This window comes from Furfurilactobacillus curtus (assembly GCF_045862785.1).
Taxonomy (GTDB): domain Bacteria; phylum Bacillota; class Bacilli; order Lactobacillales; family Lactobacillaceae; genus Furfurilactobacillus; species Furfurilactobacillus curtus.
Genome location: NZ_BQXO01000004.1, coordinates 137,616 through 164,556, shown reverse-complemented (window position 1 = coordinate 164,556; position 26,941 = coordinate 137,616). Strand labels below are relative to the sequence as shown.

Here is a 26,941-nt window from a genome sequence, read left to right as displayed (position 1 = left end):
AAAGAAACATTTGCGACGAGATTAGGAACTGATTCGCTTTCTAAGCGACTTCTAATGTCGTATACTAATTCCAACAACGAAAAGGAGTGTGAGGGTTTTGAGTAGTGAAATTACAGCTGATCAAATTCAGCGGTACCAAGAAGAGTTAGCGGATCGCAAAGATGCCGCGGTGATTGAACGGTCAATTAAACATAATGGTATCTTAGCCACCGCCCAAGATAATGCGGCCAATGTCGATCTGACGCCAGTTTTTTCCATCGATTTAGACACGGGACATGTAGCTAACCAGAAACAAAGCGGTCGTTGCTGGATGTTTGCTGCTTTAAATACGATGCGTCACTCAATGAAGGATACTTTTAACTTGCCTGGCGATTTTGAATTGTCCCAAAATTACACAAATTTCTGGGATAAGTTTGAAAAAGCAAATTACTTTTACGAAAATGTCTTGGTCACGGCGGATCAGCCGTTGGATGATCGTAAAGTAGCCTTTTTGATGGCAACGCCCCAGCAAGATGGTGGGCAGTGGGACATGATTTGTGCCGTGATCGAAAAATACGGCGTTGTGCCGAAGTCAGTGATGCCAGAGACGTTCAATTCATCTTCATCATCAGACTTAAATGCGTTGCTGAACAAAAAGTTGCGTAAAGATGCGATCGCTTTACGTGAGTTAGTGGCTAATCATGCGACACAGGCGGAAATTGACGAAATTAAAGATCGTAAGCTACAAGAAGTTTACCGGATTTTGGCTTATGCTTTAGGTGAGCCCGCGCAGAAGTTTGACTTTGAGTATCGTGATCAGGATAAGACTTACCATATTGATCAAGGATTGACGCCTAAAGCCTTTTACGACAAATATGTTAACTGGGATTTGTCCCAATACGTCTCAGTGATCAACGCGCCAACGGATGATAAAGCTTACAATAAGACTTACACCGTTGAAATGCTTGGCAATGTCGTTAATGGCCGGCAAGTGAAGCATTTAAACGTGGATATGGCTAACTTTAAGCAGATGGCGATCGCACAACTTGAAGCGGGACAGAGCGTTTGGTTTGGTTGTGATGTTGGGCAAAGTTCTGATCGTAAAGCTGGGATTATGGATTTACAAGTTTACGCCAAAGACGAATTGTTTGACGTTGATTTTGCCATGACGAAGGCTGAACGGTTGGACTATGGTGAAAGTTTGATGACCCATGCCATGGTCTTGACCGGTGTTGACCTGGTAGATGGTAAACCAACTAAATGGAAGGTTGAAAACTCTTGGGGAGACAAAGTTGGTGAAAAGGGCTACTTCGTGATGAGTGACGCGTGGATGGATGCTTATTGCTACCAAGTTGTGGTCAACAAGACCTTTATGCCAGAAGCTTTACAGAAGGCACAAGCACAAACCCCTGAATTACTGGCACCATGGGATCCAATGGGCGCCTTAGCTTAAAACAGTAAGCCGCTTACAGTAGTTTTGAAATAGTTATAAAAAGTCCTTTCCGATTTTTCGGAAAGGACTTTTTATAGACTAGCTTGAATTATTAGGCAATTAGCCGCGGTCTAATACTAAATCATAAGCGACATTAGTTTCATCTGGCCGACCACCGACCACAGGGACTAAACCAATATAATCAAAACCGTTTGTTTCGATAACGTGTTGCATGCCAAAGTTTTCTGGATGCGTATCAATGCGAATACTCTCAATGTCGGAATCCGCAGCAATTTGCTCCTTCATGAGATCAAAAAAATCATGGGTTAAGTGATGACCACGTGAGGCCTTCGCCATGGCCACACGATGAATGGAGACATAATTATTTGTTGTCCCCTTAACGCGCCAGTCGCCATCAATGATGGCTTCGTATGGTTGATCTAGTCCTTTGACCAAAGAAGCGATGGCTAAAATGGTACCTTCATCGTCTTTTAAGGCCACCGTCTCACCGCGTTTGATGTCATTGGCGATAACATCTGGTTCTGGATAGCCATTTTGCCATTGATCGATTTTTTGATCAGCCAGAAAATCACGAGCATCGTTAATGATATCCTGAATTGCGGGTAAATCAGTGATTTCGGCAAAATGTAATGTAACGTTCAAAGTGGATGATGTCATGAGACTCGCTCCTTTCAGGAATTGTGCTAAACAATTCCGCGGGACAATGTACCGTTAAAACGGCCAGGTTGATTCACGAAGAATCATGACAGTAGCCATATTATGGGTGGGTAACTCCTCATCAGTTACACTTTTCATTGGCTGGCTACTGCCTGATGAAAAGGTCAAATAGGTGACCACGAAAAAGCATTGTACACGGTTCAAATGAAAATGGCTACCGTTTTCGACATTAATTTTCTACTAATTATTTTCATAAATGAAACAGGTAGAAAAGGCGTCGATATAGCACGTGTGAAAAAATCACAAGTAGCCTTATTGAACTCTCATTTTTAATCATCCGCTAAAAGATCGGTGATCCATTCTAGAGCCAATTCAAACCAGTGTGCGACATGTGGCAAATCGGTCCCTGGTTTCCAAGCAGTCGTCTGATCCGCCAGGGCTAAGCCATGGGGGCCGTGATTGAAAATATGGGCTTCCAATGGAATCTGATGTTCATACAACGCTTTGGTGTAGACGAGACTATTGGTGATCGGCACGGCCTGATCTTCGGTGGTTGCCCAAATAAAGGTCGGTTTGTTGGCTGCCGTTACGTGCCTTTCGGCGGCGTCACGTTGGCGATCATTGGTCCAAGTGGCAATTGTCGCTGCTGTTGTCGGAAAGCCAAGTTGCACATTAGTGACGGGATAACAGAGGATGGTGGCGCGTGGCTCAAGTTGGGCTGCGGTCGTGCCAATGGCATTTGTTAACCAACTTGACGACCAATAGTCGTTATATAGAGCAGTTACAAGACCGCCAGCGGACATTCCCAAAATCAAGACTTGATTTGCATCGACTGGCCAGTCAGAATGGTCTTTAAGTAGAACCATTGTTTGGCCCAATTCAATGATTGGTACTGGTAAAATTGGCGTTATCTCGCTGATAAATGAATAGCGTAGATAAATGGCATTGAAGCCACGAGCAAAGAAGGCCAGTGCCACTTGCTCTGCCTGAGATTCAGGAATATGGGTAAATGAACCACCCGGAACGATCACGATAGTTGGGAAATGTTTTTGTCCTGCCGGTCCAGGACAATCGTGAAGAAAACCGTGGAAGTACGCTTGACCATTTAATGATTGATGAATTGTTTTCATGAAGAACACCTCAGTTGTAATCATAACTAATTTGGTTAATTGTACAACCGAGTAGGTCACTTTATGAATGGAAATAAAGTTAATTGACGGGGTAGGTTGAAGATTGTGACAATTGAAACAGATCGGTTACGACTGCGGGCCGTAACTGAAGCAGACTATGAAGCTTTTTTAGCGATCGTTAGCAACCCTAAAGTTGCCCTGCCGGCTGGTTTTCAGCCGGTTAAAAATTCCTTTGAGGGGCATTTTTTAATTCGCCAAACACTTCATCAGCGATGGCTATGGGGGATTGTTGTAAAGTCGACGAATCAATTTGTTGGGACAGTCGGTCTTTATGGCAAGACAGACGATGAGGGCCGACTGCTTCATGACCAGCGCGATTTAGGCTACATGTTAAACGAGGCTGTTTGGGGTCATGGCTACATGAGTGAGGCGGTCGCTGCTGCATTAAACGAGGCTTTCAATCGGGGATTGACGCATATTTGGGGCTCTTACTTCGAAGATAATCAGCGCTCAGCGCATATTTTTAAAAAGATGGGTTTTAGTTTTGATCATCAGTTACAACATAATGAACATGATTTTTTTGCACCTGGAAAACAAGAATGTTTTTATCGTCTAAGTGCTACTGACTTTTATCAAGCTAACCCCATGGGAGCTTCATGAATGGTTTGTCATGGGGAGCCGATTGGTAGTGGTTAACCAAATGGAGGGGAAATTATGCAATTAACTAAAGGTGTCGAACAGGCCGCCTGTATTTTGGCGCTCTTGGCCACACAAGATGCGTCAGCGCCCATTACGTCAGAAGTTATTCACACCCGTTTAGGCGGTTCACAGACTTATATGCGAAAGATTATGCGTAAACTAGTCGTTGCTGGCTTAGTCCGCTCTGTTTCTGGAAATCAGGGCGGCTTTAGTATCGGTCGCAACGCTCGGCAAATTTCCGTTTGGGATGCGGCCATTGCAGTCGAGGGAGATTTTGCTTCGTTTCCAAATAGCGGATTGATTGACCGTGTGTTTAATGACGTTGAGCCATTAGCAAATCGAGGCTCACAAGTGCTTAATGATTTATTTTCCATGGCTGACCGCCAGTATCGGACTGTTTTAGAGCAAGTTTCAGTTCACCAAATGTTGGTGCGAATTCTTCAATCCGAAATCATTCCAACGGTTGATTGGAATGAAAGCACGGACAATTATGCTTTTTTTATTCGCAAACTGCGCAATTTGTTACACGAAGAGCCAAGCAACAACCATTAAACGAATTTTGTTGATTAATGAATCCGGTTTCATTAAAACAAAATGAAAATAAAGGTTGCATTTTATTAAACATCTTCCTATACTCAGAACATATCGAATGAAGAGGTTGCGACAATCATTAGTCGTCAGGTTGAGAGTGGACAGACTCGTTGACATCTGGCAAAAGGGTGCGTCGCCGAAATTAAGGCTTGCTGTTTCAAGACTTAGTTGGGCCGTTGGTTAACAGCTGACGGACTGTCGCAGCAAATAAAAACGTTGCGGGGCGCTATCAACGATTGACCAGGATGAATGTTGTGGTCGGTTTGTTTGGCGTGTGAAAAACACTTTCAAACAGACCGACCTTTTATTTATTCAGATTACATCAAGTGCTTCTCTTTAATGAATGGGAGGAACTCGATATGGCAGAAAATGAAAATCGCGCGGTAAAGCGTGAATTAAAGACGCGTCATCTTTCGATGATTGCGTTAGGCGGTAGTATTGGAACTGGGCTATTTGTGGCCTCAGGATCCGCTATTTCCGCTGCAGGTCCTGGTGGGGCATTGGTTGCCTACATTGCAATTGGTATCATGGTCTTCTTCTTAATGACGAGTCTTGGTGAAATGGCGACTTACATGCCATTGACTGGATCATTTGCTGCCTATTCGACAAAGTTCGTCGATCCAGCGTTAGGGTTTGCCATGGGCTGGAACTATTGGTTTAACTGGGCAATTACATTAGCGGTTGATGTTGCTACGGCCGCTTTGGTTATGCAATTTTGGTTACCTAATGTGCCTGCTTGGATTTTTAGTATGATTGCCTTAGTCTTGATCTTTACGATTAACGCGCTATCTGTCCGCTCTTTTGGAGAGACTGAATATTGGATGTCCATTATTAAAGTGGTCACTGTGTTAGTCTTCTTGGGTGTCGGGACATTGACCATTTTTGGCATCATGGGTGGGCATGCAACTGGTTTTAGCAACTTGACCTACCACAAGGCACCATTTGTCGGCGGCGTGCCGGCCTTGCTATCAGTGTTTGTCGTGGCTGGATTCTCATTCCAAGGGACAGAATTGATCGGGATTGAAGCTGGCGAAAGTGCCACGCCTGAAAAGAGTATTCCTAAGGCCATTCGACAGGTCTTTTGGCGGATTTTATTATTCTATATTTTAGCGATCTTTGTCATCGCATGTATTATCCCATATACCAGTAAAGATTTATTGGGATCGAGTGCTTCTGATATTGCCATCAGTCCATTTACATTAGTCTTTCGCCGAGCTGGGTTAGCTGCTGCGGCCAGTGTCATGAACGCGGTTATTTTAACCTCAGTTATCTCTTCAGCTAATTCAGGCATGTATGCTTCAACGCGAATGCTTTATTCATTAGCGAATGAGGGGTATGCGCCAGACTTCTTTGGACGTACCAACAAGCGCGGGATTCCTATGGCGTCTTTGATTGGAACGACCATTGTGGGGTTGTTAACGTTCCTGACAAGTGTTTTTGGACCAATGATTTATATGTACTTGGTGGCCGCTTCTGGGTTGACGGGCTTCATTGCGTGGTTAGGAATTGCCATTAGCCACTATCGGTTCCGACGAGCCTTCATTAAGCAAGGTCATCAAGTATCGGAGCTACGTTATCATGCAAAATGGTTCCCATTTGGTCCCGTCTTAGCCTTAGTCTTAGGGATCGTTGTAATTGTGGGCCAAGATTTAAAGTCTTTTGCACAGCTTGATTTTCAAGCCATTTTAATCACCTATATGAGTGTGCCATTATTCTTAGTTTTGTGGTTGTATTATAAGTTGCGGCATCATACGCACGTGATTCCGTTAGAAAAAGTGGATTTAACGCCACGAACAGTTGGCGAAAGTTATGACGCAGCAGCCAATGAAGCTGAGCAACAGAACGTTGCGCAAACTTCAACAGCTACTCATGATTCTAAAGGTTCCGTGGTTGCCTCGGAGACGAGTGACTAGCTAGTTCTTAAAAAGTGAGCTTGCCCGGCAAGATGGGTAAGCTTTTTTTATGGGCCGGTCTAAGGTTAAATGACAAACAGATTACTTTTACACTTGTAAGCTACAAGATGTGGCGGCAAAAAAGAGACGTGCTACAATATATTGGTGATTATATGGAGCTCACGATGTGTGGTGATTAACCACGTAACGTGGTAACAACGAAGTTTAGGGGAGATTATACATGATTGTTTTAGCAGGTACGATCGGCGCGGGTAAGACAAGTTTAACGGATTTATTAGCAAACCATCTGCATACGCAGGCTTACTACGAGTCAGTGGAAGACAACCCGATTTTGCCGTTATTTTATCAAGATCCAAAGAAGTACGCTTTTTTACTTCAAATTTATTTCTTGAATAAACGGTTAGATGCGATCAAAGCGTCCTTTGCTGATGATAATAGTGTGATGGATCGCTCCATTTATGAAGATTCATTGTTGTTTCACCTAAACGCTGATCTGGGTCGGTCAACGGGTACCGAAGTTAACATCTACGATTCCTTACTGAAAAACATGATGCAAGAACTGCCCGATGCAACGCATGCAAAGAATCCAGACCTGCTTATTCATATCGATATTTCCTTTGATACCATGCTTGATCGAATTCAAAAACGGGGTCGAGCCTACGAACAAATTGATAATGATCCCTCTTTGTATGAATATTATCAAGAACTCAACCATCGGTACACTGCCTGGTATGAACAATACAACCATGGACCAAAGATGAAAATTGATGGGGATCAATTCGATTTCGTCGAGGATCCCAATGCTGCTCAAGCTGTACTGCAACAAATTGACACTAAGTTGACTCAATTGCAATTAGCCACGGCTTAATAACTACCTAGATTTCAACGTGTGGGCAACACCAATAGTTGACGGGCTGTCTTAATTGATTGTGCAAGGGTACTGATTGACAACGTTTTTGGATGAAATTGTCTAGCCATCCGATCCTTTTGGTCACGTGTCTTGCACTGGAGAATATTTTGGCTTACACTATCTGTAATAATTAACTAAATAGTGATTAAAACACAGTTGTTATGACAACGCTTGTTCAGAGAGTCGGTGGTGGTGCAAACCGATTAGCAGTCTTTCCAGCAACGAAAAAAGTGGGTGGGTAATGCCACACGGCGAAAGTCGTTATCTTGTTCGAGCGCATCGGTTACGATGAACTTGGGTGGTACCGCGAATTAACGCCATTCGTCCCAATTTTTTTGGGGGATGAATGGCGCTTTTTTTATGCATACAACTTAATTTATGGAGGTTATCAGCGATGTTAGATATTAAACGAATTCGTAATAATCCGGCAGAGGCAAAAGAAAAGTTAGCAACTCGGGCTGTGGCACCGGAACAAATTGATGACGTGTTGGCTTTGGATGAGCAGCGGCGGGAATTACTGCAACAGACAGAACAGTTAAAGGCCGAGCGAAATCAGGCCAGTGATCAAATCAGTATTGCAAAACGCAATCATGAGAATGCAGATGAAGCCATTGCTCAAATGCGCGAAGTTGGTAGTCGCATTAAAGCGTTGGATAACAAATTAGATGACGTTTTGACCGAATTTAATGATAAAATGTCGCGATTACCGAATTTTCCGCACGATACAGATCCGATTGGTCCGGATGAGAATTACTCGCGGGAAGAACGCAAGATAGGCACATTGCCACATTTTGACTTTCAACCTAAAGCTCACTGGGAAATCGGTGAGGATCTTGGCATTCTAGACTTTGAACGGGCCGGTAAGGTTTCGGGGGCTCGCTTTGTGTATTACATGGGCATGGGTGCCAAGTTAGAACGTGCCATTTATAATTTCATGTTGGATCAGCATGCCGAAGAAGGCTATGAAGAAGTGATCCCGCCGTACATGGTTAACAGTGCATCGATGTATGGTACGGGACAATTTCCCAAGTTTAAAGAAGATGTTTATCAACTCCAGGATGAAGATTTGACTTTGATTCCAACAGCGGAGGTTCCCTTAACAAACTATTACCGTGATGAGGTCTTGCCTGTCGCAAAATTACCTGTATATTTGACGGCGCTGACACCCAGTTTTCGTTCTGAAGCCGGATCAGCTGGTCGTGATACTCGCGGGCTAATCCGCATGCATCAATTCAATAAGGTCGAGATGGTTAAATACGTTAAGCCAGAAAATTCTTATGATGAATTAGAAAAGATGACCGCTAACGCCGAAAACATTTTGCAAAAATTGGGCTTAGCCTACCATGTGATTACGTTGGCAACTGGGGACATGAGCTTCACGGCAGCGGAAACTCACGATCTAGAAGTGTGGATTCCACATCAGGAAACCTATCGAGAAATTTCCAGCTGTTCTAACTGCGAGGACTTTCAGGCTCGCCGTGCTCAAATTCGATACCGTGATGAAGATGGCAAGGTTCACTTAGTGCATACATTAAACGGTTCTGGCTTAGCCGTTGGTCGGACAGTTGCCGCCATTTTGGAAAATTATCAAAATGCGGATGGTTCAGTGACGATTCCAGAAGCCCTTGTGCCATACATGCATGGTATCACGAAGATTACCAAAGAAAACGCACACGCCAAGTAAGGGCGTTGTTAGTTAAAGGATCCACTGTTTGTTAAATTATTTGAGGTGTTACAACCAGAATTGTCTTGCTGGTTGTAACACCTTTTTTGTCGAGCTATGCCAGCCTGACCGATTGACAGAAAGCACCAATTCGTCAAGTTCAGTCAGTGTTCGACATCACCCAGCTGGCTTCACTCTGATTTTTGGGTAAAACGGCCATAATTCTGCACATTTTTCGAGAAAATCCCTGAAATCATGTTGACAGTTTTTGACCGTAAATGATACTATCTAATAGTTGTCTGATGAGGGAACGGAATCAGATGCTGCGGATGTGGCGGAACTGGCAGACGCGCTAGATTTAGGTTCTAGTGTCTTTTGACATGGGGGTTCGAGTCCCTTCATCCGCATCGTTTGCCGACTTAGCTCAGCTGGTCAGAGCACCGCTCTAGTAAAGCGGGGGTCGGAGGTTCGAATCCTCTAGTCGGCATTGTACCAACAATATGCGGAAGTAGTTCAGTGGTAGAACATCACCTTGCCATGGTGGGGGTCGCGGGTTCGAATCCCGTCTTCCGCTTTTCGTAACGTCTGTTATGAGAATGCACCCATAGCGCAACTGGATAGAGTGTCTGACTACGAATCAGAAGGTTGTAGGTTCGACTCCTACTGGGTGCATCATTGGCGACCGCCACCAATAATTGGTGGCGGTCTTCCTTTTTCGGGATATAGCTCAGCTTGGTAGAGCACTGCGTTCGGGACGCAGGGGTCGCAAGTTCAAATCTTGTTGTCCCGATTAGATATAGCGTTACATACAAAAAGCGTCGACACGGTCAATCGTGTTGACGCTTTTTTTGAACCAGCCAAGCTCGATCATTGTAACAGCCAACTACCACTAATTTGCCAACACTAATTGATGGTAATTTTTTTTGACTAGGCCAAGTCAATTAGGCGATGAACACGGGGGATATAACGTGATGAAGGGAAGAGTGCACAAAAATAGGGGCGTTTTTTGGAAATAAGGGTCTAGTTATGGCATGATGGCAGTAGCAAACAGCGTAAGGAGCGAATTGATCATGAGTGTAACGAGTGATATTTTAACGGCAATTGAAGAAGCACCAACGATTATTTTACATCGTCATCAACGTCCAGATTTAGATGCCTTAGGTTCTCAACTGGGGCTCAAATCTATAATTCAGGCAGCTTTCCCACAAAAGTCTGTTTGGGCAGTGGGAGAAATGCCCGCAGATTTTGCCTGGCTTGGCACTATGGACACAATTGCTGACGTACAGTATCAAGATGCACTGGTCATTGTCCTCGACACGGCTAATACCGAACGAATTGATGATGAACGGTACGCCACTGGTAATCAGTTAATTAAAATCGATCACCACCCTAATGATGACGCTTATGGATTGCCAATGTGGGTTTTACCAAAAGCCTCCAGCACCTCAGAATTGATTGTTGATTTAGTTAATGACAGTCATGGTGTTTTAAAACTTAATCAAACGGCCGCAATCGCGTTATATGCTGGAATTGTGGGAGATACTGGTCGCTTTTTATACCCAGCTACCAGTGCACATACATTTGCCGTTGCTAGCGAATTATTGGAGACGGGAATTGATGCCGCAACGGTTAGCCGGCATGATAGTGAGCTAAGTCGAGGCATTGGTCAGCTGATGGGAGACATTTTGAATCAGTTAACCATTGATCCAGATGGTGCAGCTAGTTATGTGGTGTCCCAAAAACGTCTGCATGAATTGAACGTTTCTACCGAAGCTGTCCATGAACTGGTATCAACGCCTGGTCGATTGGCTGACGTGATTGCCTGGCAAATTTTTGTGGAAACGCCGGCTGGTGACTATCGGGTTCATTTACGTTCAAAGGGGCCAGTTATTAATGAGCTGGCCAAGCAACATCGCGGTGGTGGTCACGAATTAGCTAGTGGCGCGACAGCAGCCAATCTAGATGAAGTTAAGGAAATGATCCATCAACTGGTAACCATTGTACATGAATGGCGTCAAGCACAGTAACTCTTGATGTTAATGGAAAATAGGCGAGTTAACTGACTGACAGGGAGTGATCAAGTGGCGAATCGTAATCAAGTGGCCCAGCAAGTGCTAATTGCATGGTTAGATCAAGCGTTTAAGCAGCACCGTAAAGCGCGCCTGGTGCGGCAGTTGGCGTATTTAGATAATTTAGTAACCACAGAGGTGACTCAGTCAACTGATGATTTAGCAGCGGCTCAAGCCGCAATGGTGTTGCCCAATGAGGACTTTTTAGCGTGCTTGTTAACATGTCCTTTCCATAACCAGATTTTGACAGGAGACGCAATCCGAGTTCAACACTGGTTTGAACAGGCGCTGACATCGGCTCATAGTCAAATTTTTAGTAACATTGGCCTGCTAATGGAAATTGTTTTGGACCAAGAGTCTGGTTGCGGTGTTGCTCAATGGGATGATGAAACGATTGGCACAGCGAACTGTCTTGCTGGTTTAGCCAATGACCAATTTTTAACGATTGTGATCCAATTACAACAGCAACTAGTCGGTCAGCCAGAAAATGATGAGCGACACTTTCAGCTTCATTTGGCGCCAGAACAATTACGTGAGTCTGAATTGTCTCAAATTCATCAGGTTACATTTAAATGGAGGCGACATTGATTATGGCCAAAAGATCCGGAAGATTATTGAAATTGATTTGGGGGTTAATGCTGGTGTCTGTGCTGATTTTAACGATCTGGCCCGCGCACTCGCAGCAGAACCTAACGAATTTAGTTGTCTGGTGGATCGCCTTTATCTTAGCGTCGTTTGGACTTGTTTTCGGATGGCGTTATCGAAAACGACTGCGTGGTAGGGTTCTATTAGCAACAATGGTGGCATTGACAGTGGTTTTCGGCTTGTTTGTGTTATTAGTAGCTTTGTTTGCCGAACATGGGATCGCTCGCTTGGGATTAGCTTTAGTTGCTCTGAGTATCGTGATTACGGGTATTTTATGGTATGGTCGAGTGTACGAACAACGTCAATGGCTTAATACCGGATTAGATGACCATCATGACCAAATGAGTTGAAATGGAGCGTGAAATAGTTGAACAAGCGGCAAGCACAGGTTCTAAATGGCATTCTTTTAGCCAGTGGTGGGGCGATGCTCTGGGGCGTTTCTGGAGTCATCGCCCAAATTTTGTTTACCGGAGACCATCCCGTGACACCAGCGTGGCTAACCACCATCAGAATGATGCTGGCAGGCGGAATCTTGTTGATTTACAGTGTCCTCTCTGGTGGTCAACCATTAGCGGTGTGGCGCCATCGAAGGACCGCTCTTCAGCAGATTGTTTTTGCTTTAGTCGGCCTCATTCCCATTCAATTTTTCTATTTTTTGGCAATTCAATATGGGAATGCCGCTCTGGCGACCATTTTGCAATTTCTCGGCCCATTAGTCATTGCCGGCTATTACCTGATTTTTCATCATGTAATTCCATCTCGTGCGGAAAGTATTGGGATGTTATTAGCACTGACTGGTGCTTTTTTTGTTGTCACTCACGGCCGAATCGATCACTTGGCCGTCTCCCCAGGATTGTTATTTTGGGGCCTAATGTCAGCAATTGCCGTGGCGACCAGTACATTGCTGCCACGACCACTATTGCCGCACTTCGGAGCCGTCAATGTCAATGGCTGGGGACTTTTAATTGGTGGGATGGCAATGAATGCCATTCAACCGGCATGGGTTGGTGTACCGCCGTTAACTGGACGTACGCTTCTTGCTATCGGTCTGGTTGTCTTATTTGGAACTTTAATTGCATTTGTGATGTATTCCGTTAGTTTGCAGTATGTCTCGCCCACCACGGCTAGCCTTTTAGATGCCTTTGAACCCCTGGCAGCTACAGTAATCTCAATTACAGTGCTACATATTCCATTTTCGTGGGCTGATGGCCTAGGGGGTAGTTTAATCATCTTAGCAGTGGTGATGTTAACGCTAGGCTATAAAAAGCCAAATTGATGAACTAAACGAGTTGATTCGAGATAATTCAATCGATGACCTAGCAACATATGGAACCGTACTCAAGCGTGGTATAATCAGTTTGTTACCGAAATCAAATGGAGGTTTTTAACATGAAAATTATTGCTTACGGAATTCGTGATGACGAGCGGCCATATGTGGATGAATGGGCGCAAAGCCAAGGAATTGAAGTTAAAGCAACTGGTGAGTTGTTAACTGAAGACACTGTGGATCAAGCTGCCGGTTTTGATGGGGCGGTCGTTTATCAACAAAAACCATATACGGCGACTGTTATTGATCGTTTAGCAGAGCTGGGTGTCAAAAATATGTCTTTGCGTAATGTCGGGGTGGATAATGTTGATGCGGAAGCGGTTAAACGGACTGGATTGCGTGTCACCAACGTTCCGGCTTATTCTCCAGCAGCAATTGCGGAGTTTACCGTCACCGAATTAATGCGGTTATTACGTCATACGAAGCAATTCGAACGTCGGCAGGCAAAGGGTGATTTACGCTGGGCGCCAGATATTGCCACTGAGTTGAATACATTGACTGTCGGGGTCATCGCAACTGGACGAATTGGCCGAGCAGCCATTCAAATTTATCAAGGTTTCGGTGCTAAAGTTGTGGCTTATGACGTTTTCAAAAATCCTGAATTAGAAAAAACGGGCATGTACGTTGACACGTTAGATGAATTATATGCGCAGGCTGACGTTATTTCTTTGCATGCACCAGCCACGAAAGAAAACTACCACATGTTAAATGCAGCGGCCTTCAGTAAGATGAAGGATGGTGTGATCATCTTGAATCCAGCTCGAGGTGATCTGTTAGATACCGATGACTTAATTGCCGCTTTGGATTCTGGCAAAGTCGGTGGCGCAGCCTTGGATGTTTACGAGGGCGAAGTTGGCATCTTCAACGCCGATTTTGGTCAGTTTGATGCGATCCCAGACGACCGACTAAAGCGTTTGATGTCACGGGACAATGTCCTAGTGAGTCCACACATTGCGTTCTATACGAAGACAGCGGTTCGTAACATGGTCCAATTTGCTTTAAATAACAATCGTCAGTTAATCGAAACAGGAACGGCGGATAATGTCGTTTCATTTGACTAATCAGACTTCGGTAGTGCACTGACAAAATACGTTCGCCATCATTGAAGAGCGGCCAACCCAAAATCATGGTCGGGCGAAAGTCGGCCATTCATGATTTCCCGTTGTTACTCGGACTCAAAGCGAACTTGCTAACGTTTTGATCAGTTTGTAAAGAGCCAGTATCGATTATGTAAAACCCGTGCTTTCTTTATGAAGGCATGGGTTTTATCAGCTATACTGATTGAGACACATGGCGCTTTCCCCAGTAAAGGAGTTTTATCATGTCTTTCAGTCAGACCGCATATCAAGCTAATCGGTTACTTTGGCAATCTAGCATTCAACATCCATTCATTCAGCAACTGCGTGATGGTACCTTGCCTGAAGCAACCTTTCGTTATTACCTTATTCAAGATCATCACTATTTGCGTGACTTTGCACGCGTACATGATTTAACGGCGCAAGCGGCTGAAAACAAACAAGTTAAACAACTTTTAACAGATTTGGCAAACGGCCTGCGCGCTGGCGAAATCACAACCCAAACGACTTTTTTTAAACCATTAGCGATTACGCCAGCCGATGTGAGACAGACGCCGATGGCACCAACAACCTATGCTTATACGTCGCACATGTACCGGACGCTCTCACAAGCGGGGCCAGCCGCCGCCATCGCCGGTCTACTACCATGTGCTTGGCTGTATGCGGATATTGGTGCTGCCTTACAAGGGGTGAGCTCGCCGGTGCCTGTCTATCAGGCCTGGTTAGATAGTTATCAGGCAGCCGATTACACAGATGCTGTGGCGACTCAAATTGAATTAACCGACCAAGTTGCGGCAGCAACAGATCAGGCAGAACGCGCACAAATGATGGCCGCTTTTGCGCGGAGCACGTACTTTGAACTCAATTTTTGGCAAATGGCGCTTGACCAGCAACAATGGCAGCCATGATTATTTTTGTTACCATACTGGGCCTCGTATGACGAAGCTGTTTTGCTTGTGAAGATCAGCAAGGGCAAGGTTGAAACGAAGACAAAATTCATTGCCAAAGCTAAAAAGCCAAATCGCGGGACATGGGTTTTGACTCATGTCCTGCGTTTGCGCTCGCTTATGATCTTCTTCTGCGTGTGGCACTAGCATTTTGTTTATTTAGACCTTACCGAAGCCTTTGAATCCTTTATGATTGCAAATTTAGTCAGGGTTCGTATAATATAGTCAATATTAGTCAAAGACTGGGGTGAGCAATCATGGAAGGACCAACTAACATTTCGGATGTGATTGAGAAATATTTGAAGGGCATCTTGGCTGATGAAGAACAGGTGGAAATTCGCCGCTCTGACATTGCCGACCAATTTAATGTCGTTCCTTCGCAAATCAATTACGTGATCAAAACCCGCTTCACCATCCAGAATGGCTACATCGTAGAGAGTAAGCGAGGCGGCGGCGGCTATATCCGGATCGAAAAAGTTAATTTATTGGCAGATACGGATGTGCTTGACAGTCTGCTTAGCGATGTCGTGGGCGATGCCATTAATCAACATGACGCCTACGCGATTATTAATTCATTATTCAACGACGGTGTACTCAAGGAACGCGAGGCCAATATTATTTTAGCGGCAATTGATAAAGACACCTTGGCCGTGGCTGACCATGAGGTGGAAAATACGCTGCGTGCCCGCATCCTGATTGGTGTGCTGAATCGTTTACGGTTTGAAGACTGAGCGTTAATGAAAGGCAGGACAGCAAATGGATAATTTATTTACCCCGAGTGCCAAAGACGTACTTGTTTTGGCGCAAGAACAGGCAAAGTATTTTAAACACCAGGCGGTTGGCACTGAGCATTTGCTCCTTGCTTTAACCATCGAACAAAATGGGATCGCTAGTAAAGTTTTACAACAGTTCAATATTACTGAAGAGGACGTTCGTGAAGAAATCGAACGTTTCACCGGCTATGGTACGTTAACCAATGTTGACAAAGAAACCTATCTTCCTTATTCACCAAAGGCGAAGGAAATCCTCACGATTGCTGGTGATGAAGCAAAACGACTGGGTGCGACTAAGATTGGGACCGAGCACCTATTATTGGCACTACTTTCCGATGAAAGTATTTTATCTTCGCGTATCTTAGTCACACTAAATCTTGACTTAGCCCAAGCGCGCAAAGTGATTCTGCGAAAGCTAGGAATTACTGACTCACCACGACGCCGGCAACAAATGAACAAGGCTGCTAACAATAAGCAGCAAGCAGAAGGGACACCAACACTAGATTCGTTAGCACGTGATTTAACGGCTTTGGCTGCGGATAATCAGATGGATCCAGTTGTTGGTCGTAGTAAAGAAGTTAAACGGGTCATTCAAATTTTGAGCCGTCGAACCAAAAACAACCCCGTTTTAATTGGGGAGCCTGGGGTTGGGAAGACAGCGATTGCTGAAGGATTAGCGCAAAAGATTGTCGCTGGTGACGTACCAGAAGACTTAAGCGACAAACGTTTGATGATGCTCGACATGGGCTCATTGGTCGCCGGCACTAAGTATCGAGGCGAATTTGAAGATCGACTAAAGAAAGTTATTGAAGAAATTTACAATGACGGACATGTGATCTTATTCATTGATGAGTTACACACACTAATTGGGGCCGGCGGTGCTGAAGGTGCGATTGACGCTTCTAACATCTTGAAGCCCGCCTTGGCTCGTGGTGAGCTACAAACAATTGGCGCCACGACTTTAAGTGAATATCAAAAGTATATTGAATCTGATGCCGCGTTGGAACGTCGATTTGCGACGGTTCAAGTTGATGAACCGACAGAAGCTGAAGCGGTGGAAATCTTAACCGGGTTGAAACCACGTTATGAAGAACATCATCAAGTTGAGATTACTGATGATGCTGTCAATGCGGCAGTTAAACTATCAGCTCGGTATATTACGGAGCGTTTTCTGCCTGATAAAGCGATCGATTTGATGGACGAAGCGGGTGCCAAAGTACGCATTGACGCTGCTGGTCACAAGACGAAATTAGCTAAACAAGAAGATAAGTTAACCGACTTACAGCAACAAAAAGAAGCTGCGATTGAGAATCAGGATTTTGAAGGTGCTGCGGCGATTCGTGAAAAAGAGATGGCAATGCGAAAGCGTGTTGATAAGCTCTTGGATGAACAAGACAATGAAAAGCTCAGTGGTCAGCCACATTACGAGCTGCAAGTGACTGAAGAAGATGTCGCAGAAGTTGTTTCAGAATGGACTGGCGTACCGTTGACGCAACTTCGAAAAGATGAAGAGTCACGACTACTCAATCTAGAGAAAGTTTTGCATGAACGAGTCGTCGGTCAAGACGAAGCCATTTCTGCGGTTGCACGAGCGATTCGTCGTGCTCGATCTGGATTGAAAGATCCAAATCGTCCAATTGGATCGTTTATGTTTCTTGGACCTACCGGTGTCGGAAAAACTGAGCTGGCAAAAGCCTTGGCTGAGGCAATGTTTGGTTCAGAGGATAATATGATTCGGGTTGACATGTCAGAATATCAAGAGCGCTTTAGTTCTAGCCGGTTGATCGGGGCAGCCCCTGGGTATGTCGGTTACGACGAAGGGGGTCAATTAACTGAACAGGTTCGAAATAAACCTTATTCAGTGGTACTTTTGGATGAAGCCGAAAAAGCAGATACCGATGTTTTTAACTTGTTATTGCAAGTATTGGATGATGGGTTCTTAACGGATTCGAAGGGACGCAAGGTTGATTTTCGTAATACAATTTTGATCATGACCTCGAATTTGGGTGCGACTGCCGTTCGAGACGATAAAGAAGTCGGATTCGGCGCAACCAGTGCAACGGACAACTACCAAGCAATGTCCGATAAAATTCGTCAGGCATTGCGACTTACGTTCCGTCCAGAATTCTTAAATCGAATTGATGAAACGGTTATTTTCCACTCCTTGACCAAGCCAGAACTGCACGAAATCGTAAAGTTAATGGCGGGTATCGTCTTGAAGCGGGTGGCTGACCAAGGAATCAAGGTCAAAATTACACCAGCTGCGATTGATGTGGTGGCTGAAGCTGGGTTTGATCCAGAGTACGGTGCACGGCCAATTCGCCGGGCCTTACAGACCCAGGTTGAGGATCGCCTTAGCGAAGCACTGATCGCTGGTCAAATCAAGACGACCGACGCGGTGACTGTTGGCGCTAAATCTGGCAAGATAACGATTACAACAAAAACGGTTCCAGCTGCAAAGACAACCGTTAGTGCCAAGTCATAACCGAAGTAAAGGCTTAAGAATCTCGGACAAAACTAAAATCTAAATTTCATTTCTAATTCTAAATCGCCAAAATGCGGGACATAAGTCAAGTGACTCCGCCTAAAAGCGAACGGCAAACGATGAATAAAACCATCATCATTGGCGGTTCGCCCTTAGTGTTCGTCACTTACCGACTTATGCCCCGCGCTCTTTTTGAGTACAGCTCATTAGTCTGTTAGGTACATGAATGCAAATCGTTAAGATTTATCCAGAAAGTTAACCTTGTGAATTGCATTTTGGGCTGTTAACCGGCAAACTTGGAGTAAATAGTTATGCGAGTGAGGAAGGTACCTATGAGTCGAGAGGAGCAACTGGCCCACACGCGCCGAGGCATATTGGACGCGGCTCGGACCTTATTTTTGAACAAAGGATATGCAGAAACATCAACGCGTGATATTGCTAACGCAGTTGGGTTAACTCAACCAGCCCTTTATCATCATTTTGCAGATAAGGAACTTATCTTTATTGAAGTAATCAGCGAAGTTGGCCGTGAATTGGCAGGGCGGATGAATGCAATTATTGACGACGGCGATGGCGATGGTCTAACGGTATTGACTGATTTGTCTCAAGCTATGATTGCAATTCATCCCCGTGATGCCTTTAGCCTGATTCATGGTAGCTTCCAATATTTAAAGCCAGAAAATCAAGGGAAATTAGGACGAATCTTTAGTCAAGATTACGTGCAGCCACTGGTTCGTTTTTTTAGTTCAGATAAACTGACATTAAAGTCGGGACTAGATCCAATGACTGCGGCAAATTTTTATATGACGAGTTTGGCGCCGTTGTTTGCGGAATTTCATCAACTAGGTGGACCGGGCCTTAGCGACCGTGAACGCATTCAAGTGTTACTTAAATTGATTCTATTTGGTGTTGCTGATGAAACGAATGTATGATTTTGGTTGCTTAGCGGCGACAGTAAAAACCGTGCAGCGACGGATGCAAACTCATTGACAGAATCATCTTGACGGCGTATATTTATCAACGTATATCACTGTGAATAAAAATGGCCGAGGCGATCTATTGTCCGTTGAAGCCCTTATAGAAAAGCAAAAGTAGCGCTTACATTTTTTGTGAAATGAATTGCTTCTTTTGCCTTTTTTATGCTCAAAATTTGTGTTTCAAGTGTTTTGTAATCAACTTGTAATATATATGGCGAGCTTATTCACTGGAAGACTTATATCAAAGGAGTGAAGAACTTGGCAGGGCATTTAGTTAAATACGGTAAACACCGGACCCGTAGAAGTTACGCACGCATTAAAGAAGTTCTTGATCTGCCGAATTTGATTGAAATCCAAACGGATTCATACCAATGGTTCCTCGATGAAGGACTGCGTGACATGTTCGATGACATCATGCCAATTGATGATTTCCAAGGCAACTTGTCATTGGAATTTGTTGACTACCAGTTACTTGAACCAAAATACACGGTGGATGAAGCCCGCGAACACGATGCTAACTATTCGGCGCCACTGCACGTGACCTTGCGCTTAACCAACCACGAAACTGGCGAAATCAAGAGCCAGGACGTATTCTTTGGTGACTTCCCGTTAATGACGGATCAAGGAACGTTCATCATCAATGGTGCAGAGCGGGTTATCGTTTCCCAGCTGGTTCGTTCGCCAGGCGTTTACTACAATGAAGAGGAAGACAAAAACGGCCGTGAAATTTACGGTGCGACAGTCATCCCTAACCGTGGTGCATGGTTAGAATACGAAACCGATGCCAAGGAAATTTCTTATGTCCGCATTGATCGGACTCGGAAAATCCCCATGACGGAACTTGTCCGTGCGTTGGGCTACGGTTCTGACGATGAGATCATTGATATCTTAGGACAAAGCGATGCCTTAATGGCCACCTTAGAAAAGGATATTCACAAGAATTCGGATGATTCTCGAGTTGAAGAATCGTTGAAAGATATCTATGAACGGTTGCGCCCAGGTGAACCTAAGACAGCGGATTCTTCTCGGAGTCTATTGACGGCTCGTTTCTTTGATCCAAAGCGTTACGACACCGCTCCAGTTGGCCGTTACAAGCTTAACAAAAAGCTTGACTTACACACTCGTTTACTCGGTTTGACGTTGGCTGAAACATTGGCGGATCCTGAATCTGGTGAAATCATCGCCGAAAAGGGTACTGTTATTGACAAGACAGTCATGGCGAAGTTGTCGCCATATTTGGACCAAGAGGACTTCAAGTCAGTTACCTTCACACCTTCCGATGAAGCCGTTGTTACGGAGCCGATGACGGTTCAAGTAATCAAGGTCTTCTCAAAGAACGACCCTGAACAAGTTTTGAATATGATTGGCAATGGTCATATTGACCTGAAGAACCACACGATTCAACCGGCTGACATCGTTGCATCAATCAACTATTTCTTCAACTTGCAAGAAGGTGTTGGTTCAACGGATGATATCGATCACTTAGGCAATCGGCGGATTCGTTCAGTTGGTGAGTTATTACAGAATCAGTTCCGGATCGGTCTTTCACGGATGGAGCGGGTTGTTCGTGAACGGATGTCTATTCAAGACTCCGCGACTGTTACGCCACAACAATTAATTAACATTCGACCAGTAGTTGCTTCCATCAAAGAATTCTTTGGTAGTTCACAGCTGTCACAATTCATGGATCAAACCAACCCATTGGGCGAATTGACCCATAAACGCCGATTATCTGCTCTTGGGCCTGGTGGATTAACTCGTGATCGGGCTGGTTATGAAGTCCGAGACGTTCACTACACTCATTATGGTCGGATGTGTCCAATTGAAACACCTGAAGGGCCAAACATTGGGCTAATTAACTCGTTGTCTAGTTACGCCAAGGTTAACCGTTATGGTTTTATTGAGACACCTTATCGGCGCGTTTCATGGGACACACACAAAGTTACTGACCGAATCGACTATTTGACAGCTGATGAAGAAGATAATTTTGTTATTGCCCAAGCAAACTCGACATTAAATGATGATGGTTCCTTTGTTGACGACACGGTTTTGGCACGTTCTAAGGATGAAAACATTGAAACTTCGATCGATAATGTTGACTACATGGACGTTTCGCCCAAGCAAGTCGTGGCTGTTGCCACTGCATGTATTCCATTCTTGGAAAACGATGACTCTAACCGGGCTTTGATGGGTGCCAACATGCAACGTCAGGCGGTGCCGTTACTTGATCCTCATGCTCCATTGGTTGGGACGGGGATTGAATACAAAGCGGCGCATGACTCCGGGGTTGCCTTGATTAGTAAGGCAGCTGGTACAGTTGAGTACGTGGATGCCCGTCAGATTCGTGTGCGTCGTGAAGATAGCACGCTAGACACGTATAAGTTGATGAAATTCCGCCGCTCAAATGGTGGGAAGAACTACAATCAACGACCAATTGTCAAGGCTGGGGATCATGTCGATGCTGATGAAATCTTAGCGGACGGTCCTTCTATGGAAGGTGGGGAATTAGCCCTTGGGCAAAACCCATTGATCGCCTTCATGACTTGGGATGGCTATAACTTTGAAGATGCCATCGCCATTTCAGAACGGTTAGTGAAAGATGATGTGTACACGTCGATTCATATCGAAGAATATGAGTCAGAAGCTCGTGATACAAAGCTTGGACCAGAAGAAATGACTCGCGAAATTCCTAACGTTGGTGAGGATTCATTAAAGGATCTGGACGAACAAGGTATTATTCGGGTCGGAGCCGAAGTTCATGATGGTGACATTTTGGTTGGTAAGGTAACCCCTAAAGGGGTCACCGAATTATCAGCTGAGGAACGTCTGTTACATGCGATCTTTGGTGAAAAAGCGCGTGAAGTTCGGGATACTTCTCTTCATGTACCGCATGGTGGTGGCGGAATTATCCAAGATGTGAAGATCTTTACTCGTGAAAATGGGGATGAATTGTCACCAGGTGTCAACATGATGGTCCGTGTTTACATCGCCCAGAAGCGGAAGATCCAAGTTGGGGACAAGATGTCCGGTCGTCATGGGAACAAGGGGACCGTTTCAATTGTAATTCCAGAAGAAGACATGCCTTACATGTCTGATGGGACACCAATTGATATCATGCTGTCACCCATGGGTGTGCCTTCTCGGATGAACATTGGTCAAGTGCTTGAACTGCATTTAGGCATGGCTGCTCGTAAATTAGGTATTCATGTGGCAACACCTGTCTTTGATGGTGCCCAAGATCAGGATATTTGGGACGCTGTTAAAGAAGCTGGTATGCCAGCTGATGCAAAATATGTATTGTATGATGGTCGGACTGGTGAACCATTTGACAACCGAATTGCCGTTGGGGTCATGAACTACCTGAAATTAGCCCACATGGTTGATGATAAGATCCATGCGCGTTCAATCGGACCTTACTCCTTAGTTACGCAACAGCCTCTTGGTGGTAAAGCACAATTTGGTGGCCAGCGTTTTGGTGAAATGGAAGTTTGGGCGCTGGAAGCTTATGGTGCTGCATACACGTTGCAAGAAATTTTGACGTACAAGTCTGATGACGTGGTTGGCCGAGTTAAGACCTATGAAGCGATCGTTAAGGGCGAGCCAATTCCAAAGCCAGGAGTGCCAGAGTCATTCCGTGTGTTGGTTAAGGAATTGCAGGCCTTAGGCTTAGACATGAAAGTGTTAGACAACGACAAAAAGGAAATCGAACTGCGTGATATGGATGATGATGAAGATGACGTGGTTAACGTTGATGCCTTAAGCAAGTACGCTGCAGAACATCCGGTGGATGAAAAGCCAACGGATCAACCTAGTGCACCGGTCAGCGAGCCAACGTCGACACCCGTAAATGAGTCTGAGCACACGACTAACGAATAATTTGTCGTCGCCATTGAATATGAGAGGGAGGTCAATCCTTTGATTGATGTCAACAAATTTGAAAGCATGCAGATTGGGCTTGCTTCGCCCGACAAAATCCGCAGCTGGTCTTATGGGGAAGTTAAGAAACCTGAGACGATCAATTATCGAACATTAAAGCCTGAACGTGACGGTTTGTTCGATGAACGAATTTTTGGGCCAACAAAAGACTGGGAATGTGCCTGTGGTAAGTACAAACGAATTCGCTATAAGGGTGTCGTTTGTGACCGTTGTGGTGTTGAAGTGACCCGTTCCAAGGTTCGTCGTGAACGAATGGGCCATATTGAATTAGCCGCACCAGTGACCCACATTTGGTATTTCAAGGGTATTCCTAGCCGGATGGGACTTGTCTTAGACATGAGCCCACGGGCCTTAGAAGAAATCATCTACTTTGCTTCCTATGTTGTTTTGGAAGCAGGTAACACACCTTTGGAACGTAAACAGTTGCTGTCTGAACGTGAATATCGCGAGAAGAAGGCGCAATACGGTAATGAATTCCAAGCTGAAATGGGTGCCGAAGCGATCCGTAAGTTATTAGCGACCGTTGAACTAGAAAAGGAAGCTGATGAACTAAAGGTCCAATTAAAAGAGGCCTCTGGTCAAAAGCGGACACGTGCTGTGCGTCGTTTGGACATTTTGGAAGCCTTCATTCAGTCAGGCAATCGGCCTGATTGGATGGTAATGGACGTTGTTCCGGTTATTCCACCGGATTTACGACCGATGGTTCAACTGGAAGGTGGACGTTTTGCCACTTCCGATTTAAATGATCTGTACCGACGGGTGATTAACCGTAACAACCGTTTAAAGCGGTTGCTCGATTTAAACGCACCTGGCATCATCGTTCAAAATGAAAAGCGGATGTTACAAGAAGCCGTCGATGCCTTAATTGATAATGGTCGTCGTGGTCGTCCAGTAGCTGGACCTGGTAATCGTCCGTTGAAGTCACTGTCACACATGCTGAAAGGTAAGCAAGGACGATTCCGTCAAAACTTACTGGGTAAGCGGGTTGACTACTCCGGTCGTTCTGTTATTGATGTTGGACCAACGTTGAAGATGAACCAGATGGGCTTGCCAGTTCCAATGGCTATGGAACTCTTTAAGCCGTTCATCATGAAAGAATTAGTTAAGCGTGAACTCGCCTCAAACATTAAGAACGCTCGTCGTAAGATTGATCGTCAAGATAACGATGTTTACGATGTGTTAGAAGACGTGATCAAGGAACACCCGGTGTTATTGAACCGCGCTCCTACCTTGCACCGTTTGGGTATTCAGGCCTTTGAACCAGTCTTGGTTTCTGGTAAAGCGATGCGAGTTCACCCATTAGTATGTGAAGCCTACAATGCCGATTTTGACGGGGACCAGATGGCTATTCACGTGCCACTATCTGATGAAGCTCAGGCTGAAGCACGATTGCTAATGCTAGCAGCGGGCCACATTCTGGCACCTGCCAATGGTCGCCCAGTGGTAACACCATCACAAGATATGGTGATTGGGAACTACTACCTAACGACTGAGGAAGCGGGACGTGAAGGCGAAGGGATGATCTTTAAAGATCTGAACGAAGCCCGTGTCGCTTACCAAAATGGGTACGTTCACCTGCATAGTCGTGTTGGAGTCCAAACAGCTTCAATGTCGACCAAGCCCTTTACCGAGGAGCAACGTTCACGAGTTATGATCACGACGGTTGGTAAGATGATTTTTAATGCGATCTTGCCAGAAGCCTTCCCTTATCTAAATGAACCTACTGCTGCTAATTTGACGGATGGGATTGATGATCGCTTCTTCTTGGAACCTGGTGAAGACTTAAAGACGGTTTTGAGCAATCGGCCATTGAATGATCCGTTTAAGAAGGGATTCTTAGCGGATATCATTGCTGAAGTGTATAAGCGGTACAAGGTAACAGCAACCTCACTGTTGTTGGATCGGATGAAGGATCTTGGTTATTACGAGTCCACGAATTCTGGTTTGACGGTCGGGATTGCAGATATTTCAACGTTAAAGACGAAAAATGACATCGTTCTTGAAGCTCGCAAACAGGTTGCCACGATTTCAAAGCAATTCCGTCGTGGACTAATCACCGATGATGAACGTTACCAGCGGGTTATCGATGTTTGGAACACTGCTAAAGATGATATTCAAGAACAGTTGGTTGATTCCATGGAATGGAATAACCCAATCTTCATGATGAGTGATTCTGGTGCCCGTGGTAATATTTCGAACTTTACTCAATTAGCTGGGATGCGTGGTCTGATGGCAGCGCCTAACGGTCAGACGATGGAGTTGCCAATCGTTTCAAACTTCCGTGAAGGCTTGTCAGTGTTGGAAATGTTCATCTCTACTCACGGGGCTCGTAAAGGAATGACCGATACGGCCTTGAAGACTGCCAACTCTGGTTACTTGACTCGTCGATTAGTTGATGTCGCGCAAGATGTCATCATTCGTGAAAAGGATTGTGGCACGGATCGTGGTTTAACAATCCACGCCATTACGAATGGAAATGAAATGATTGAATCACTGTACGACCGGATTCTTGGTCGTTATGCGATGAAGTCAGTCAAGCACCCAGAAACAGGTGAAACTTTAGTTAACGCCAATGAAATGATTGACGAAGATGTAGCACAAGCCATTGTTGATGCAGGTGTGACAGAGGTTGTGATTCGTTCAGCCTTTACTTGCAACACGCAACATGGAGTTTGTGAGCGTTGTTATGGTCGGAACATGGCAACTGGTGATAAGGTTGAAGTTGGGGAAGCCGTCGGTACGGTTGCTGCTCAATCAATCGGTGAACCAGGGACGCAGTTAACGATGCGTAACTTCCATACTGGTGGGGTTGCCGGTGACGATATCACACAAGGGCTACCTCGTGTGCAAGAAATTGTGGAAGCGCGGAATCCTAAAGGTAAAGCTGAGATTTCTGAAGTAACTGGGACCGTTGTCTCAATTGAAGAAAACCCGGCTGAACGGACTAAAGAGGTTACGGTTAAGGGTGAAGCGGAGACGCGCACCTATACGTTACCGCTGCGGGCGCGGATGCGCGTGGCTGAAGGGGACTTTATCCATCGTGGTTCTGCGCTGAATGAAGGATCAATTGATCCGAAGGAATTATTGAAGGTTCGTGACGTTCTATCGACTGAAAATTACTTACTCCGTGAAGTGCAACGGGTTTACCGGATGCAAGGGGTAGGGATTGCCGACAAGCATATCGAAATTATGGTTCGCCAAATGATGCGGAAAGTTCGGGTCATGGATCCAGGTGATACGGATATGCTTCCTGGAACGTTGATGGACATTGCCGACTTCAAGAATGCCAACACTAATACACTGATCGCTGGTGGGATTCCAGCGACTAGCCGTCCTGTAATCTTGGGGATTACGAAAGCTGCTTTGGAGACAAATAGTTTCTTATCAGCTGCGTCATTCCAAGAAACAACTCGTGTGCTAACGGATGCTGCTATTCGTGGGAAGAACGATCCGCTAGTCGGTTTGAAGGAAAATGTCATCATCGGGAAGATTATTCCTGCTGGGACTGGAATGCCAGATTATCGTAAGATTCAGCCTAAAGAAGCTGAATCAACTGGTACTGAAGGTGTCTATTCCATCAGTGATTTAGAAAAGAAAATGCGTGAGGAAGATGCAAAGTAAGTGAGCTGCGGCTGATGAACTGAGTTCTTTCCGACGAAATTAAAAAGGAGCTTGTTTCAAAATGTCAAATTGGCATTTTGAACAAGCTCC

The 26,941-nt window shown here is 45.0% G+C and carries 19 protein-coding genes, 5 tRNA genes and 1 riboswitch; of the genes, 22 read left to right on the top strand and 2 right to left on the bottom strand.

Annotation, left to right across the window (positions count from 1 at the left end; translation table 11 throughout):
- Positions 1-97: 97 nt before the first annotated feature.
- Entirely contained in the window at positions 98-1,432 is a 1,335-nt protein-coding gene (locus tag ACKTR2_RS08060) for a C1 family peptidase (RefSeq protein ID WP_407884298.1), read from the top strand.
- 99 nt (positions 1,433-1,531) lie between these two features.
- Here ACKTR2_RS08060 and ACKTR2_RS08055 read toward each other — a convergent pair whose 3' ends face one another.
- The gene (locus ACKTR2_RS08055; RefSeq protein WP_407884296.1) at positions 1,532-2,089 is read right to left on the bottom strand and encodes a GNAT family N-acetyltransferase; all 558 of its coding nucleotides are present in this window, start codon (positions 2,087-2,089) and stop codon (positions 1,532-1,534) included.
- Between the two features lie 329 nt (positions 2,090-2,418).
- Complete coding sequence (locus ACKTR2_RS08050) at positions 2,419-3,219, bottom strand: alpha/beta hydrolase (RefSeq protein WP_407884294.1); 801 nt, start codon at positions 3,217-3,219, stop codon at positions 2,419-2,421.
- A gap of 105 nt (positions 3,220-3,324) precedes the next feature.
- Between ACKTR2_RS08050 and ACKTR2_RS08045 the strand changes: the two genes are divergently transcribed.
- The 21 genes from ACKTR2_RS08045 to rpoC all read left to right on the top strand — a co-directional run bounded on the left by ACKTR2_RS08045 (position 3,325) and on the right by rpoC (position 26,851).
- A complete protein-coding gene (locus ACKTR2_RS08045) occupies positions 3,325-3,879 on the top strand; it encodes a GNAT family N-acetyltransferase (RefSeq protein WP_407884292.1) in 555 nt (184 codons plus the stop codon).
- Between the two features lie 54 nt (positions 3,880-3,933).
- Complete coding sequence (locus ACKTR2_RS08040) at positions 3,934-4,470, top strand: Rrf2 family transcriptional regulator (RefSeq protein WP_407884290.1); 537 nt, start codon at positions 3,934-3,936, stop codon at positions 4,468-4,470.
- 92 nt (positions 4,471-4,562) lie between these two features.
- Positions 4,563-4,747: riboswitch (Lysine riboswitch) on the top strand.
- A gap of 121 nt (positions 4,748-4,868) precedes the next feature.
- Positions 4,869-6,422 carry an amino acid permease gene (locus ACKTR2_RS08035; RefSeq protein WP_407884288.1) on the top strand — a complete coding sequence of 518 codons (1,554 nt, stop codon included), beginning with the start codon at positions 4,869-4,871 and terminating at the stop codon, positions 6,420-6,422.
- Between the two features lie 220 nt (positions 6,423-6,642).
- A complete protein-coding gene (locus ACKTR2_RS08030; protein ID WP_407884286.1) occupies positions 6,643-7,290 on the top strand; it encodes a deoxynucleoside kinase in 648 nt (215 codons plus the stop codon).
- 436 nt (positions 7,291-7,726) lie between these two features.
- Positions 7,727-9,016 (top strand): serine--tRNA ligase, encoded by a 1,290-nt coding sequence (gene serS / locus ACKTR2_RS08025; RefSeq protein ID WP_407884285.1) that lies wholly within the window; start codon positions 7,727-7,729, stop codon positions 9,014-9,016.
- Positions 9,017-9,320: 304 nt separating this feature from the next.
- Positions 9,321-9,402, top strand: a tRNA-Leu gene (locus ACKTR2_RS08020).
- A 6-nt stretch (positions 9,403-9,408) separates the two neighbouring features.
- Positions 9,409-9,482: transfer RNA gene (locus ACKTR2_RS08015), tRNA-Thr, on the top strand.
- 15 nt (positions 9,483-9,497) lie between these two features.
- A tRNA-Gly gene (locus ACKTR2_RS08010) sits at positions 9,498-9,569 on the top strand.
- Positions 9,570-9,593: 24 nt separating this feature from the next.
- Positions 9,594-9,667, top strand: a tRNA-Arg gene (locus ACKTR2_RS08005).
- A gap of 44 nt (positions 9,668-9,711) precedes the next feature.
- Positions 9,712-9,785: transfer RNA gene (locus ACKTR2_RS08000), tRNA-Pro, on the top strand.
- A gap of 280 nt (positions 9,786-10,065) precedes the next feature.
- A complete protein-coding gene (locus ACKTR2_RS07995; protein WP_407884283.1) occupies positions 10,066-11,022 on the top strand; it encodes a DHH family phosphoesterase in 957 nt (318 codons plus the stop codon).
- A gap of 54 nt (positions 11,023-11,076) precedes the next feature.
- Complete coding sequence (locus ACKTR2_RS07990; RefSeq protein WP_407884281.1) at positions 11,077-11,652, top strand: hypothetical protein; 576 nt, start codon at positions 11,077-11,079, stop codon at positions 11,650-11,652.
- Between the two features lie 2 nt (positions 11,653-11,654).
- On the top strand, positions 11,655-12,059 hold the full coding sequence (locus ACKTR2_RS07985; RefSeq protein ID WP_407884279.1) for a hypothetical protein: 405 nt from the start codon (positions 11,655-11,657) through the stop codon (positions 12,057-12,059).
- A gap of 17 nt (positions 12,060-12,076) precedes the next feature.
- Entirely contained in the window at positions 12,077-12,985 is a 909-nt protein-coding gene (locus ACKTR2_RS07980; protein WP_407884277.1) for a DMT family transporter, read from the top strand.
- A 113-nt stretch (positions 12,986-13,098) separates the two neighbouring features.
- Positions 13,099-14,097 (top strand): D-2-hydroxyacid dehydrogenase, encoded by a 999-nt coding sequence (locus ACKTR2_RS07975; RefSeq protein ID WP_407884276.1) that lies wholly within the window; start codon positions 13,099-13,101, stop codon positions 14,095-14,097.
- Between the two features lie 260 nt (positions 14,098-14,357).
- Entirely contained in the window at positions 14,358-15,020 is a 663-nt protein-coding gene (gene tenA / locus ACKTR2_RS07970) for a thiaminase II (RefSeq protein WP_407884274.1), read from the top strand.
- A 296-nt stretch (positions 15,021-15,316) separates the two neighbouring features.
- On the top strand, positions 15,317-15,790 hold the full coding sequence (locus tag ACKTR2_RS07965; protein ID WP_407884272.1) for a CtsR family transcriptional regulator: 474 nt from the start codon (positions 15,317-15,319) through the stop codon (positions 15,788-15,790).
- Between the two features lie 25 nt (positions 15,791-15,815).
- Positions 15,816-18,317, top strand: coding sequence for an ATP-dependent Clp protease ATP-binding subunit (locus tag ACKTR2_RS07960; RefSeq protein ID WP_407884270.1), 2,502 nt, complete (start codon positions 15,816-15,818; stop codon positions 18,315-18,317).
- A gap of 332 nt (positions 18,318-18,649) precedes the next feature.
- On the top strand, positions 18,650-19,249 hold the full coding sequence (locus ACKTR2_RS07955) for a TetR/AcrR family transcriptional regulator (protein ID WP_407884268.1): 600 nt from the start codon (positions 18,650-18,652) through the stop codon (positions 19,247-19,249).
- 303 nt (positions 19,250-19,552) lie between these two features.
- Positions 19,553-23,170, top strand: a complete 3,618-nt coding sequence (rpoB, locus tag ACKTR2_RS07950; protein ID WP_407884266.1) for a DNA-directed RNA polymerase subunit beta — start codon at positions 19,553-19,555, stop codon at positions 23,168-23,170.
- A gap of 39 nt (positions 23,171-23,209) precedes the next feature.
- Positions 23,210-26,851 (top strand): DNA-directed RNA polymerase subunit beta', encoded by a 3,642-nt coding sequence (gene rpoC / locus ACKTR2_RS07945; protein WP_407884264.1) that lies wholly within the window; start codon positions 23,210-23,212, stop codon positions 26,849-26,851.
- The last annotated feature ends 90 nt before the right edge of the window (positions 26,852-26,941 follow it).

What these genes read in the sequence shown, in the direction of transcription:
- ACKTR2_RS08055 (WP_407884296.1), bottom strand. Translation starts at nt 2,089, where the DNA reads ATGACATCATCCACTTTGAACGTTACATTACATTTTGCCGAAATCACT.
- ACKTR2_RS08050 (WP_407884294.1), bottom strand. Translation starts at nt 3,219, where the DNA reads ATGAAAACAATTCATCAATCATTAAATGGTCAAGCGTACTTCCACGGT.
- ACKTR2_RS08040 (WP_407884290.1), top strand. Translation starts at nt 3,934, where the DNA reads ATGCAATTAACTAAAGGTGTCGAACAGGCCGCCTGTATTTTGGCGCTC.
- ACKTR2_RS08035 (WP_407884288.1), top strand. Translation starts at nt 4,869, where the DNA reads ATGGCAGAAAATGAAAATCGCGCGGTAAAGCGTGAATTAAAGACGCGT.
- ACKTR2_RS08030 (WP_407884286.1), top strand. Translation starts at nt 6,643, where the DNA reads ATGATTGTTTTAGCAGGTACGATCGGCGCGGGTAAGACAAGTTTAACG.
- serS (WP_407884285.1), top strand. Translation starts at nt 7,727, where the DNA reads ATGTTAGATATTAAACGAATTCGTAATAATCCGGCAGAGGCAAAAGAA.
- ACKTR2_RS07995 (WP_407884283.1), top strand. Translation starts at nt 10,066, where the DNA reads ATGAGTGTAACGAGTGATATTTTAACGGCAATTGAAGAAGCACCAACG.
- ACKTR2_RS07985 (WP_407884279.1), top strand. Translation starts at nt 11,655, where the DNA reads ATGGCCAAAAGATCCGGAAGATTATTGAAATTGATTTGGGGGTTAATG.
- ACKTR2_RS07975 (WP_407884276.1), top strand. Translation starts at nt 13,099, where the DNA reads ATGAAAATTATTGCTTACGGAATTCGTGATGACGAGCGGCCATATGTG.
- tenA (WP_407884274.1), top strand. Translation starts at nt 14,358, where the DNA reads ATGTCTTTCAGTCAGACCGCATATCAAGCTAATCGGTTACTTTGGCAA.
- ACKTR2_RS07965 (WP_407884272.1), top strand. Translation starts at nt 15,317, where the DNA reads ATGGAAGGACCAACTAACATTTCGGATGTGATTGAGAAATATTTGAAG.
- ACKTR2_RS07960 (WP_407884270.1), top strand. Translation starts at nt 15,816, where the DNA reads ATGGATAATTTATTTACCCCGAGTGCCAAAGACGTACTTGTTTTGGCG.
- ACKTR2_RS07955 (WP_407884268.1), top strand. Translation starts at nt 18,650, where the DNA reads ATGAGTCGAGAGGAGCAACTGGCCCACACGCGCCGAGGCATATTGGAC.